Origin of the sequence: Pseudomonas sp. NPDC089743 (assembly GCF_044748785.1) — a bacterium.
Taxonomy (GTDB): Bacteria; Pseudomonadota; Gammaproteobacteria; order Pseudomonadales; family Pseudomonadaceae; genus Aquipseudomonas; species Aquipseudomonas putida_X.
This window is the reverse complement of sequence record NZ_JBIVGS010000006.1, coordinates 65,227-77,859: the sequence shown is the minus strand read 5'-3', so window position 1 is coordinate 77,859 and position 12,633 is coordinate 65,227. Positions and strand designations below refer to the sequence as shown.

Below are 12,633 nucleotides of genomic sequence, written 5' to 3'. Positions count from 1 at the left end.
TCGAATAATCAGTTTTATACCGCTTTGCAGTCCAAGGCGATACGCAGCTTGATGATCTGCCGATTGAACTTGGCCGTGACGTCCACACTTTTGCCCGCCGGTACGTTCACCCGGCGTACCCGTGGCGCCTCCGGGCCGTTGCGGAACGTCACCTTGCAGGCCGCCGGCACTTGCCCATAGTTGTTCAGGGTGATGGCTCCGATGTCGTACGCGGTGTCGTAGGCGGTGTAGTCCAGCTTGACTCCGGCCAGTTCCTTCTCCACGTCGATGGGGTAAGCCATGGCCCCGAGGGGCAGGCACATCAGTATTGCCGCACAACATTTCTTCATGGGGCGCTCTCCTTGAAAGAGCGCAGCTTAGGTCAACAGGAGCCAAAGATGAAAGCGCCGCGCGTAACCCTGGATCAGTGGCGAACCTTGCAGGCAGTGGTCGATCACGGTGGGTTTGCCCAGGCAGCCGAAGCTCTGCACCGTTCTCAGTCGTCGGTCAGTTACACGGTGGCGCGCATGCAAGAGCAGCTCGGCGTGCCACTGCTGCGCATCGATGGCCGCAAAGCCGTGCTGACCGAGGCCGGTAACGTACTGCTGCGCCGCTCACGGCACCTGGTCAAGCAGGCCAGCCAGCTGGAAGACCTGGCGCACCATATGGAGCAAGGCTGGGAAGCCGAGGTCCGGGTCGTGGTCGATGCCGCCTACCCCAGTGCCCGCCTGGTACGTGCCCTGGCTGCGTTCATGCCACAGAGCCGTGGTTGCCGGGTGCGCCTGCGCGAGGAAGTGCTGTCGGGCGTGGAGGAGGTCATGCATGAAGGCATCGCCGACCTTGCCATCAGCAGCTACAGCATCGGCGGCTATCTGGGCACCGAGCTCAGTGCTGTGGAGTTCGTGGCCGTCGCCCACCCCGAGCACAGCTTGCACCGGCTGGGCCGGGAGATCACCTTCCAGGACCTGGAAAGCCAGTTGCAAGTGGTGATCCGCGACTCCGGCCGCGCCCAACCCCGCGATGTGGGCTGGCTAGGCGCCGAACAGCGCTGGACCGTCGGTAGCCTGGGTACCGCCACCACCTTCGTCAGCAGCGGGCTGGGTTTTGCCTGGCTGCCGCGGCACATGATCGACCGCGAACTGCGCGAAGGGGTGCTCAAGCCGCTGCCACTGGACCAGGGTGGCAGCCGACATCCACTGTTCTACCTTTATTCGAGCAAAGAAAAGACCTTGGGCCCGGCCACGCAGATCCTCATCGACCTGCTGCGCAATTTCGATACCGCGCCACTGGACGTGCCCTTCGCAGCCCCGCCGCAAGCCTGAGAGAACCGCGCCCATGGCCTATTTCGAACATGAAGGATGCTCGCTGCATTATCAGGAATACGGCCAGGGCGACCCCCTGGTACTGCTGCACGGCCTGGGCTCCAGCAGCCAGGACTGGGAGCTGCAGCTGCCCGCGCTCAGCCGTCACTACCGGGTGATCCTCATGGACATCCGCGGCCACGGCCGCTCCGACAAGCCCCGCGAGGGCTACCAGATCGCCACATTCAGCGAAGACCTGCTGGCCCTGCTCGAACACCTGCAGACCGGCCCGGTGCACTTCGTGGGGCTGTCGATGGGCGGCATGGTCGGCTTCCAATTCGCCGTCGACCATCCGCAATGGCTGCGCAGCCTGTGCATCGTCAACAGCGCCCCCGAGGTCAAACGCCGTACACGCAGCGACTGGGTCTGGTGGGCCAAGCGCTGGGGCCTGGCGCGCATCCTCAGTGTCGAGACGGTCGGCAAGGGCCTGGCCCAGCGCCTGTTCCCCAAACCGGCGCAAGCCGACTTGCGCCAGAAGATGGCGCAACGCTGGGCACGCAACGACAAACGCGCCTACCTCAAGAGTTTCGACGCCATCGTCGACTGGGGCGTGCAGGAACGCATCGGCCAGATACACTGTCCCACGCTGGTGGTCGCTGCCGACCACGATTACACCCCGGTCCAACTCAAAGAGCGCTACGTTGCCCTGATGCCGCAGGCAAGGCTGGTAGTCATCGATGATTCCCGGCACGCTACACCCCTCGATCAACCCGAAGTCTTCAACCAGACTTTGCTGCAGTTCCTCGCAGCCGCTTCCACCTCTCAAGGATCTTTGAGCTCATGCTGAAAAAACTTCTGCTCACCGCCTGCTCGGTCGCCTTTGCCACCACCGTCATGGCCTCCGACAAGACCCCTCACGTAGTGCTCGACACCAGCTTCGGCCAGGTCGAAATCGAGCTCAATGCCGAGAAGGCGCCGCTCAGTACCAAGAATTTCCTCGAATACGTCGATAGCGGTTTCTACAACAACACCATTTTCCACCGCGTGATCCCGGGCTTCATGGTCCAGGGCGGGGGCTTCACCGAGCAGATGGTGCAAAAACCGACCCGTGACCCGATCCGCAACGAAGCCAGCAACGGCCTGCAGAACACCCGCGGCACCCTGTCGATGGCCCGCACGTCCAACCCGAACTCGGCCACCAGCCAGTTCTTCATCAACGTGGCCGACAACGACTTCCTCAACCCGGGCCGCGACGCCGGCTACGCCGTGTTCGGCAAAGTGACCAAGGGCATGGAAGTGGTCGACCAGATCGTCAACTCGCCCACCACCGTCAAGAAAGGCATGCGCGATGTGCCGGCCGACCCGGTGTTCATCAAGTCAGCCAAACGCATCGACTGACCGCAGGCTTCACAAGGACGTGAAACCGCCTGAGGGTCGGGTTGAACAGGAGTGTTGTCACCCATGCTGTACCGACGTTTCGAGCAACTGATCGATATTTTCCGCGATGCGCCCAGCGAGTCGCCGCCCACCCAGGTGTGGCCGTTCTACCTTTACTACCTACGCCAGGTGTGGCCGAGTTTTCTCGCCCTGCTGGTGGTCGGCCTGGTCGCCTCGCTGATCGAGGTGGCGATGTTCAGCTACCTGAGCCGCATCATCGACCTGGCCCAGGGCACGCCCAATGCCAACTTCTTCAGCGAGCACAGCGGTGAGCTGATCTGGATGCTGGTGGTGATCCTGCTGCTACGGCCGGTGTTTTTCGGTCTGCATGACCTGCTGGTGCACCAGACCATCAACCCGGGCATGACCAGCCTGATCCGCTGGCAAAACCACACCTATGTGCTCAAGCAGAGCCTGAACTTCTTCCAGAGCGACTTTGCCGGGCGTATCGCCCAGCGCATCATGCAGACCGGCAACTCCCTGCGCGACTCGGCAGTACAGGCGGTGGATGCGTTGTGGCATGTACTGATCTATGCGATCACCTCGCTGGTGCTGTTCGCCGAGGCCGACTGGCGCCTGATGCTGCCGTTACTGGCCTGGATTGCCAGCTATGTCGCCGCGCTGTTCTACTTCGTGCCACGGGTCAAGGAGCGCTCGGTGATCTCCTCCGATGCCCGCTCCAAGCTGATGGGGCGTATCGTCGACGGCTACACCAACATCGCCACCCTCAAGCTGTTCGCCCACACCGACTACGAGCAGCAGTACGCCCGCGAAGCGATTCGCGAGCAGACTGAAAAGACCCAGCTGGCGTCGCGGGTGATCACCAGCATGGACGTGGTCATCACCAGCCTTAACGGCTTGCTGGTGGTCGCCACCACCGGCCTGGCCCTTTGGTTGTGGAGCCAATCGCTGATCACCGTCGGCGCCATCGCCCTGGCCACCGGGCTGGTGATCCGTATCGTCAACATGTCGGGCTGGATCATGTGGGTGGTCAACGGCATCTTCGAGAACATCGGCATGGTGCAGGACGGCTTGCAGACCATCGCCCAGCCGGTCACCGTCACCGACAAACCCAAGGCAGCGCCGCTGAAAGTGACCCGTGGCGCGGTGCGCTTCGATAACGTCGACTTCCACTACGGCAAGGCTCGCAACGTGATCGACGGGCTGAACCTGGACATCCGCCCGGGCGAAAAGATCGGCCTGATCGGCCCCTCCGGCGCCGGCAAATCTACCTTGGTCAACCTGCTGCTGCGCCTTTACGACGTGCAGGGCGGGCGTATCCTGATCGATGGGCAGGATATCGCCGAGGTGAGCCAGGCCAGCCTGCGGGCGCAGATCGGCATGATCACCCAGGACACCTCACTGCTGCATCGCTCGATCCGCGACAACCTGTTGTACGGGCGCCCTGATGCCAGCGAGCAAGCGCTGCACGAAGCCGTGCGCCGGGCCCGTGCCGACGAATTCATTCCGCAGTTGTCGGATGCCCAAGGCCGCACGGGCTTCGACGCGCATGTGGGCGAGCGCGGGGTCAAGCTCTCCGGTGGCCAGCGCCAGCGCATCGCGATCGCGCGGGTGCTGCTCAAGAACGCGCCCATCCTGATCATGGACGAGGCCACCTCAGCGCTGGACTCTGAGGTGGAAGCGGCGATCCAGGAAAGCCTGGAAACCCTGATGCAAGGCAAGACGGTGATCGCCATCGCCCACCGCCTCTCGACCATTGCGCGGATGGACCGCCTGGTGGTGCTGGATCAGGGGCATATCGTCGAAAGTGGCAGCCACAGTGAACTGCTGGCCCAGCAAGGGTTGTATGCCAGGCTATGGCATCACCAGACGGGCGGCTTCGTCGGGGTGGATTGAGGCCTGGCAGGTCTCAATCCCGGCGGTAAGGCAACATCTCACGCGCCTGCTCGGCATACCCCAAGACCCCTGCCCGCTCCTGCTGCAGGAAATCACCCACCGCCCTGCGCAGCCCTGGGTGAAGCAGATAATGCCAGGAGCGGGTCAGCACCGGCTCGAAGCCACGAATCAGCTTGTGCTCGCCCTGCGCGCCGGCATCGAAGCGCTGCAAGCCTTCGGCAATCGCAAAGTCCATGCCTTGGTAGAAGCAGGTCTCGAAGTGCAGCCGGTCGAACTCATCCAGGCAGCCCCAATAGCGCCCAAACAGGCTGTCGCCACCCACCAGGCTCAGGGCCATGGCCACATCGCGACCGCCCTGACGGGCCATCACTACCCTCAGGGCCTCGGGCATGCGCTGGGCTAGCAGGCTGAAGAATTCGCGGGTCAGGTACGGCGTACGCCTACGCACGGCGTAGGTATTGGCGTAGCAGAGGTAGATGAAATCCCATTGGGCCTCTTCGAGTTCATCGCCACGGTACGAACGGAAGTCGATGCCCTGCCCCGCCACCTGCTCACGTTCCTTGCGCATCTGTTTGCGCTTGCGCGAACTCAAGCTGTCGAGAAAGTCCTGAAAGTCGCGGTAGCCACGGTTGCGCCAGTGGAACTGGCACCCCAGGCGCTCCATCCAGCCAGGCAAGCCGGCCATATCTGCATCCAGGCCAGGGTCGGTGAAGTTGATGTGAGCCCCGGATAGCCCGGCTTCGCTCAAATACTCAGGCAACGCCTGGAGCACCAGCAGGCCATCGGCCGGGTCGACGCTGAGCAGGCGCGGGCCGCTGACCGGGCTGAACGGCACGGCGCCGAGCAGTTTGGGGTAATAGGCAATACCGGCACGCTCACAAGCGTCGGCCCAACCATGATCGAACACGTACTCACCGTACGAGTGCCACTTGCGGTACGCCGGCAGCAGCGCACGCACCTGCCCGTCACGCTCCAGCACCAAGTGTTCTGCCGCCCAGCCGGTAGCTGGCGCGACACTGCCACTGTCCTCCATGGCGCTCAGGAAGGCATGGCGCAGGAACGGCTGGCCGGCAGGCACCAGGGCGTCCCAGGTCGCAGCAGGGAGGTCACGCAAATGGGCAAGGCTGTAGAGGCTGGTCACGATGTCGACTCGCGGAGTGAGGGCATCAGTATCAGGGAATACCGGCCTCTCACTCAAATGCCGAATGCCGGCCCGACCCTTTGATTCTCAATTACTTAACGGCAGTGCCACCAAATAGACATTATTCTGTCATTCGCCCCCGCAATACTTGCGCCTGTTTTCCGGAACCTCAGAACCTGTCTATTCAGGCCCTTTCCGAAGACATGCCAACATGGGGGTGGACGCTGAGCCTCCCCAATATTTTTCAGTAGGGAGAACCTTATGCGTCTTGTTTCTACACTTACCGGAGTGAGCCTTACCGGCATGATGCTGGCTCTGAGTACTCCGGCCAGTGCGGCTGTCGACGCCAAGCTGCTCGAAATGCTCCGCGCCAACGGCTCGATCAACCAGGCGCAGTACAACGAACTGCAAGGTGACCTGGCAAAAGAAACCAAGGAAAAGGCCGACCAGAAAGCTCAGTCTGAACGCATGAGCTCCTTCGAACAAAAAGTGGCATGGGCTGCCAAGACCCAGGTCAAAGGCGATGTGCGCCTGCGCTACGAGGACGTCAACGTCGACGACCCGAACAGCAGCAGCGGCAACCAGGACCGCCAGCGCGTCCGCGCCCGCGTCGGTTTCTACAGCGAGATCAACCCGCAAGTTGACGCTGGCATCCGCATCGCCACCGGCAGCAGCGCAGACCGCCGTTCGACCAACCAGAGCTTCGACAACTACTTCGACAAGAAATCGCTGTGGGTCGACCTGGCCTACCTCGACTGGCACCCCACCGCAATCCCGAACCTGCACCTGATCGGCGGCAAGATGGCACAGCCTTGGGTGAGCATGGGTGACATCATCTGGGACGGCGACATCAACCCGGAAGGCGTTGCCGCTACCTACAAGGCCGACCTCGGCGGCGCCGAAGTCTTCGCCAGCGCGGGCCAGTACACGCTCAAGGACAACGTGGACGGTGACGGCGTGCAGTACAAGCACGACGCCCAGGTCTACCACGGCCAGTTGGGCGCCAAGTTCGCCCCCGCCGATGTACTCAAGCTCACCGTCGGCGCGAGCATCTATGGCTACGACAACGACAAGGAAGCGACCATCCTGCAGTCGTTCGGCAACACTACCAACGAGTTCAACCTGGTGGAAGGCTTCGGCCAGCTGGACTTCACCGGCCTCGCCATCCCATTGTCGGCGTATGGCCAGTACGTGAAGAACACCGAAAGCACCGACGGCGAAGACCAGGCCTGGCTGGCTGGCCTGAAGACCAAAGTCGGCGCCTGGAGCCTGGACTACAACTACCGCGATGTTCAGCGCAACGCCGTGGTCAGCCTGTTCACCGACTCCGACTTCGGCAACGGTTACACCGGCTCGCGCGGCCACAAGTTCAAGGTCGGTTATGAAATCGACAAGAACTTCTCGCTGGGCGCTGCCTACCTGATGGCCAAGACCGACCTGTCGCAGTTGCCCAACAGCAACGCCGATGTCGACACGCTGCAGGTGGACCTGGAAGCCAAGTTCTAAGCTGCAACGGCCAAGCTTCACTCAAGGCGGGAAATGCCGACCCCATCCGGCATTTCCCGCCTTTTTTCGCCTGCCAGAAATACACAGGCCCTGCCGCCGGCAACCCGGCGCAGGGCCAGTGCCCACCGTCAGCGTTTGCGCAGAATCACACTGCCAATCGAATAACCTGCCCCAAATGAGCTCAACACGCCCAGCGAACCCTTGGCCAAGTCATCCTGGTACAGGTGGAAGGCGATCACCGACCCCGCCGAGCTGGTGTTGGCATAACGGTCGAGAATGACCGGAGCATCTTCCTCGGCCACCTCACGCCCCAGCAGCTTCTTGACGATCAGGTGGTTCATGCTCAGGTTGGCCTGGTGCAGCCAGAAGCGCTTGACGTCTGAGGGCTGCAGACCGTTCTCACCCAGGTGCTTGCCGATCAGCTCGGCGACCATCGGGCACACTTCCTTGAATACCTTGCGGCCTTCCTGCACGAACAACTTGTCCCGCGTCCCGATACCTTCTTCCGCAGCACGGTTGAGGAAGCCGAAATTGTTGCGGATATTGTTGGAGAACGAGGTCTGCAACTTGGTACCGAGGATATCGAACTGGTGCGCCGAGGTGGCCTGATCGGCACGCTCGACCAGCACGGCGGTGGCGGCGTCACCAAAAATGAAATGGCTGTCGCGGTCGCGGAAGTTCAGGTGGCCGGTACAGATTTCCGGGCTGACCACCAGCAAGGCACGGGCCTGGCCCAACTGCACGCTGTTGGCTGCGGTCTGGATACCGAACGTGGCCGAGGAGCAAGCCACGTTCATGTCGAAGGCGAAGCCCTCAATACCCAGCGCCTGCTGCACTTCGATGGCGATGGCCGGGTACGGGCGCTGCAGGTTGGAGCAGGCGACGATCACACCGTCGACATCGGCAGGCGTGCGCCCTGCGCGCTCAAGCGCCTGACGGGCAGCGGCCACGCCCATCTCGCAGAGGATCGACTGCTCGTCATTTGAACGCTCCGCCAGCCTCGGCTTCATGCGCTGCGGGTCGAGAATGCCGGCCTTGTCCATGACGAAGCGGCTCTTGATACCCGAGGCCTTCTCGATAAAGGCAGCGTCCGAAAGAGGCGCAGCCTCGACCTCGCCGCGCTCGATGGCGGCAGCGTTGTCGCGGTTGAACTGTTGCGACCAGGTGTTGAAAGATTCCACCAGTTCTTCGTTGGAAATGCTCTGGGCCGGGGTATACAGGCCGGTGCCGCTGATCACGACGTTATGCACGATCGTTCCTCTGGTCAAAGGCCATCGCCACAGGGCGCTGGCTGGAGTAATAGCACTTTAGTACCAAGTCCAAGGCGCAGGTTGAACCCGCGAGGGGCCGCAATGCGGCCCCGAATTGCTTCAATATTGCCACAAGTTCCCGGGTTTAGGCTTCTACCTGAGACCACTGTTTGCTGAGACGTTTGTCAGAAATCGGTACTTTCGTGCCCAACTGCTGGGCAAACAGCGACACCCGATATTCCTCCAGCAACCAGCGGTACAAGGTCAACTGCGCGTCGCGCTTGCCCTCCTGGGCATGCTTGTCGGCACGGGCCTTGTACTGGGCCCAGAGGTTGGCCAGCTCGCCACTCCAAACCCGGTCCTTCTGCACCTGGCTGCCAAGCTTCTCAAGGCGCAACTCCACCGCTTTGAGATAACGGGGCAGCTCCTTGAACCACACCCCAGGCGTCTCGCGCACGAAGCCCGGATACACCAGGTTGGCCAACTGCTGCTTGATGTCGTTAAGCGCCACCGCCTGGCTCAGGTCAATCTTGCCTTTGAAGCGCTTTTGCAGGCCGTGCCAGAGTTTGAGCACTTCCAGCGTCTGGCGGGCCAGGCGCTCGGCATGTTCCGCCCAGCTTCCCCGCTTGCGCTCGGCAAGCCCGGCCAATGCCGCGCCATCGCGCGGTAGCGTGGCCTCCCCTTCGAGGATGCAGCTATCGAGGCTGGCCAGCAGAATGTCCTCCACCAGCGCTTCGACGCGGCCCAGTTCGCGGTACAGCAAGCCCAGTTCGGTCAGCCCCGGGAGCTTGCCGCGCAAGAACTTGGCAGGCTCGGCCAACTGCTGCAGCAACAGGCGCTGCAAAGCACGGCGATGCTGGAACTCGGCTTCGGCCTGGGTCGAGAAACGCCCTTCGCGCACGCTGCCGCTCTCTTCCACCAACGCTGGGTACACCGTCATCGACAGCCCGGCGATCTTCTGCTGGGCGGTCTGCTTGACCTCACTGAAAGCCTTGGCCTGAACCGGCTGCGCGCTCTTGTCTTCGCGCGGCACCGCCAGCGCTGCCTGGCTGGCGGCGGCAAAGCGTGCGGTCAGCTCGGCCAGGTCGCGGCCCTCTCCGAGGAACTTGCCCTGGCCATCGACCACCTCGATGTTCATGCGCAGATGCCCTTCGACCAGGCCTACCGACTCTGCCCAGGCCTCATCGGACACACGGGCGCCGGTCATGCGCAACAGCTCCTGGCCCAAGGCCTGAGGCAAGGCACCCTGGCCGAACGTCATGCGCGCCAGCGACGCCTTGACGAAGTCCGGGACCGGTACGAAGTTCTTGCGCAAGGCCTTGGGCAGGTTGCGCACCAGCGCCACGCACTTGGCTTCGAGCAAGCCCGGCACCAGCCACTCCAGGCGCTCGCCCGGCAGGCTTGGCAGCAGCGGCGCAGGTACCCTTACAGTCACACCGTCGCGGGGGTGGCCCGGTTCGAAGTGGTAGCTCAACGGCAGGCGCAGTTCGCCTACCTGCAAGCTGTCCGGGTATTGCGCCGCCGTGACTTCACTGGCCTCACGGGCCAACACGTCTTCCTCACGCATGATCAGCAGGCTGGCATCCTTCTGGCTGCCCATGCGGTACCAGCTGTCGAAGGTCGCGGTCTGGTGGATCTCCGCTGGCAGGCGCGCTTCGTAGAAGGCGTAAAGGGTTTCTTCATCCGCCAGAATGTCGCGCCGGCGCGCCTTGGCTTCCAGCTCGTCGAGCTCTTCAAGCAGGCGTTTGTTGGCGGCCAGGCACTTGGCCCGCGACTGGATCTCGCCGCCAACCAGCCCTTCGCGTATGAACAGTTCACGCGAGGTAACCGGGTCGATCGGGCCATAGTGCACTGGGCGGCGGCCGACCAGGATCAACCCGTACAGGGTGATCTGTTCGTAGGCCACCACCTGCCCACGCTTCTTCTCCCAGTGCGGTTCGAAGTGGTTCTTCTTGACCAGGTGAGTCGCCAGCGGCTCGATCCAGTCGGGCTCGATCTTGGCCACCATGCGCGCATACAGCTTCGTGGTCTCCACCAGCTCGGCGGCCATCACCCATTGCGGGCGCTTGCGGCCAATACCCGAGGAAGGGTGTACCCAGAAGCGCCGCTGACGCGCACCCTGGTAGTCGCCGTCTTCGGTCTTGTGGCCGATCTGGCTGAGCAGCCCGCTGAGGATGGCTTTGTGCATCTTCTGGTAGTCGGACGGTTCCTTGTTGACCGTCAGCTGCAGGTCACGGCAGATCAGCGACAACTGACGATGGGCATCGCGCCATTCGCGAAGACGCAAATAGTTGAGGAAATGCTTGCGGCACCAGTTACGCAGCGGGTTGGCCGTCAGCGCCTGGCGCTGCTCCTCGAAGCCACGCCACAGGTTGACCAGCGCGGCGAAATCGGAATCCACATCCTTCCACTGCGCATGCGCCTGGTCAGCCGCCTGCTGACGCTCCGGCGGGCGCTCGCGGGGGTCCTGCACCGACAATGCACTGGTGACGATCAGCACTTCCTGCAGGCTGCCCTGGCGAGCGCCTTCGAGCAGCATCCGGCCCAGCCGGGGATCGATCGGCAGGCGCGCCAGCTGACGGCCCAAGGGCGTCAGCTGGTTTTCACGGTTGACCGCCGACAGCTCCTGCAGAAGGTTGAAGCCGTCGCTGATGGCCTTGCCATCGGGCGGCTCGATGAACGGGAAGGCATCGATGGCGCCCAGACGCAGGTGCAGCATCTGCAGGATCACCGCCGCCAGGTTGGTGCGCAGGATCTCGGGGTCGGTGAAGGCTGGCCGGCCGTTGAAGTCTTCTTCGCTGTAAAGACGAATGCAGATGCCCGGCTCGACACGGCCGCAACGGCCTTTACGCTGGTTGGCGCTGGCCTGGGACACCGCTTCGATCGGCAAACGCTGGACCTTGGCACGGTAGCTGTAGCGGCTGATGCGCGCAGTACCGGTGTCGATCACGTAACGGATGCCGGGCACGGTCAGCGAGGTTTCTGCCACGTTGGTGGCCAGCACCACACGCCGGCCGGTATGCGACTGGAAGATGCGCTGCTGCTCGGCCGGAGACAGGCGCGCATACAGCGGCAGGATCTCGGTATGACGCAACTGGGCCTTGCGCAGGATTTCAGCGGCGTCGCGAATCTCGCGCTCCCCCGGCAGGAACACCAGCACGTCGCCGGGGCCCTTGCCCTCGCTGCGCTCGTGGTGGGCGATCTCATCGAGGGTGGCGAGGATGGCCTGGTCGACGGTGAGGTCCTCTTCGACCTGGTTGCCTTCTTCGTCCTGTTCGCTGGTCAGCGGGCGATACCAAGTGTCCACCGGATAGGTACGGCCAGACACCTCGATGATCGGCGCCCCGTCGAAATGCTTGGAGAAGCGCTCCAGGTCGATGGTCGCCGAGGTGATGATCAGCTTCAGGTCCGGGCGGCGATGCAGCAGGGTCTTGAGGTAGCCGAGCAAAAAATCGATGTTCAGGCTGCGCTCGTGCGCCTCGTCGACGATGATCGTGTCGTAGCGCTCGAGGAAGCGGTCATGTTGGGTTTCGGCCAGCAAGATGCCATCGGTCATCAGCTTGACCAAGGTGTTGGCGTCGCTCTGGTCCTCGAACCGCACCTGGTAACCGACCAGGGCGCCCAGCGGTGTGCCCAGCTCTTCAGCCACCCGGGCAGCAACGCTGCGCGCCGCAATCCGCCGTGGCTGAGTGTGGGCGATCAGGCCGTGGCTGCCGCGGCCCAGCTCCAGGCAGATCTTGGGCAACTGGGTGGTCTTGCCCGAACCGGTCTCACCGGCAATCACCAGGACCTGGTTTTCGGCCAATGCCTTTTTGATCTCGTCGCGCTTGGCGGCAATCGGCAGGCTGTCGTCGTAGCGGATACGCGGCACGCTGTGCTGGCGCGCGGTGACCTGGGCGCAAGACGCCTGGACCTTCTCCACCCACTGCGCGAGCTTGGCCTCGTCGGGGCGCTTGCGCAGCTCATGCAGTTGCCGGCGCAGGCGATGGCGGTCGGCGATCATGGCGTGGTCGAGGTTTTGCAGCAGTTTGTCGATGGCGTGGTCAGTCATGGGGCTTTTTAGTGATGCAGGTGAGCCTGCTTGTGCATGATCGGCATTCGAAGGATGCGCGATTGTCGCAGATTTGCCGGCATTTTGCTGTGTGTACCGGCCCGCCCGAAT

The 12,633-nt window shown here is 62.9% G+C and carries 9 protein-coding genes; 5 read left to right on the top strand and 4 right to left on the bottom strand.

Annotated features, from left to right (window positions below; translation table 11 throughout):
- Window positions 1-14: 14 nt before the first annotated feature.
- Window positions 15-329, bottom strand: coding sequence for a 3-phosphoglycerate kinase (locus ACIPZC_RS13045; RefSeq protein WP_241806080.1), 315 nt, complete (start codon window positions 327-329; stop codon window positions 15-17).
- Between the two features lie 48 nt (window positions 330-377).
- On the opposite strand from ACIPZC_RS13045, the gene ACIPZC_RS13040 reads away from it, so the two are divergent.
- The 4 genes from ACIPZC_RS13040 to ACIPZC_RS13025 all read left to right on the top strand — a co-directional run bounded on the left by ACIPZC_RS13040 (window position 378) and on the right by ACIPZC_RS13025 (window position 4,574).
- On the top strand, window positions 378-1,301 hold the full coding sequence (locus tag ACIPZC_RS13040) for a LysR family transcriptional regulator (RefSeq protein WP_012315658.1): 924 nt from the start codon (window positions 378-380) through the stop codon (window positions 1,299-1,301).
- Between the two features lie 13 nt (window positions 1,302-1,314).
- Complete coding sequence (locus ACIPZC_RS13035) at window positions 1,315-2,127, top strand: alpha/beta fold hydrolase (RefSeq protein WP_400627333.1); 813 nt, start codon at window positions 1,315-1,317, stop codon at window positions 2,125-2,127.
- Window positions 2,121-2,678, top strand: coding sequence for a peptidylprolyl isomerase (locus ACIPZC_RS13030; RefSeq protein WP_241806077.1), 558 nt, complete (start codon window positions 2,121-2,123; stop codon window positions 2,676-2,678). The genes ACIPZC_RS13035 and ACIPZC_RS13030 overlap by 7 nt, the downstream gene beginning before the upstream one ends.
- A 63-nt stretch (window positions 2,679-2,741) precedes the next feature.
- Window positions 2,742-4,574, top strand: a complete 1,833-nt coding sequence (locus tag ACIPZC_RS13025; protein ID WP_267817933.1) for an ABC transporter ATP-binding protein — start codon at window positions 2,742-2,744, stop codon at window positions 4,572-4,574.
- Between the two features lie 13 nt (window positions 4,575-4,587).
- Here the strand turns inward: ACIPZC_RS13025 and ACIPZC_RS13020 are convergent, their stop codons facing one another.
- A complete protein-coding gene (locus ACIPZC_RS13020; RefSeq protein ID WP_400627330.1) occupies window positions 4,588-5,715 on the bottom strand; it encodes a GNAT family N-acetyltransferase in 1,128 nt (375 codons plus the stop codon).
- Window positions 5,716-5,976: 261 nt separating this feature from the next.
- On the opposite strand from ACIPZC_RS13020, the gene ACIPZC_RS13015 reads away from it, so the two are divergent.
- Window positions 5,977-7,221 (top strand): putative porin, encoded by a 1,245-nt coding sequence (locus ACIPZC_RS13015; protein WP_349974645.1) that lies wholly within the window; start codon window positions 5,977-5,979, stop codon window positions 7,219-7,221.
- 128 nt (window positions 7,222-7,349) lie between these two features.
- Here ACIPZC_RS13015 and ACIPZC_RS13010 read toward each other — a convergent pair whose 3' ends face one another.
- Both ACIPZC_RS13010 and hrpA read right to left on the bottom strand, forming a co-directional pair.
- Window positions 7,350-8,471 carry a beta-ketoacyl-ACP synthase III gene (locus ACIPZC_RS13010; RefSeq protein ID WP_400627328.1) on the bottom strand — a complete coding sequence of 374 codons (1,122 nt, stop codon included), beginning with the start codon at window positions 8,469-8,471 and terminating at the stop codon, window positions 7,350-7,352.
- 145 nt (window positions 8,472-8,616) lie between these two features.
- Window positions 8,617-12,522 (bottom strand): ATP-dependent RNA helicase HrpA, encoded by a 3,906-nt coding sequence (gene hrpA / locus ACIPZC_RS13005; protein ID WP_400627326.1) that lies wholly within the window; start codon window positions 12,520-12,522, stop codon window positions 8,617-8,619.
- Window positions 12,523-12,633 lie beyond the last annotated feature (111 nt).

What these genes read in the sequence shown, in the direction of transcription:
- ACIPZC_RS13025 (WP_267817933.1), top strand. Translation starts at nt 2,742, where the DNA reads ATGCTGTACCGACGTTTCGAGCAACTGATCGATATTTTCCGCGATGCG.
- ACIPZC_RS13030 (WP_241806077.1), top strand. Translation starts at nt 2,121, where the DNA reads ATGCTGAAAAAACTTCTGCTCACCGCCTGCTCGGTCGCCTTTGCCACC.
- ACIPZC_RS13015 (WP_349974645.1), top strand. Translation starts at nt 5,977, where the DNA reads ATGCGTCTTGTTTCTACACTTACCGGAGTGAGCCTTACCGGCATGATG.
- ACIPZC_RS13045 (WP_241806080.1), bottom strand. Translation starts at nt 329, where the DNA reads ATGAAGAAATGTTGTGCGGCAATACTGATGTGCCTGCCCCTCGGGGCC.
- ACIPZC_RS13035 (WP_400627333.1), top strand. Translation starts at nt 1,315, where the DNA reads ATGGCCTATTTCGAACATGAAGGATGCTCGCTGCATTATCAGGAATAC.
- hrpA (WP_400627326.1), bottom strand. Translation starts at nt 12,522, where the DNA reads ATGACTGACCACGCCATCGACAAACTGCTGCAAAACCTCGACCACGCC.
- ACIPZC_RS13040 (WP_012315658.1), top strand. Translation starts at nt 378, where the DNA reads ATGAAAGCGCCGCGCGTAACCCTGGATCAGTGGCGAACCTTGCAGGCA.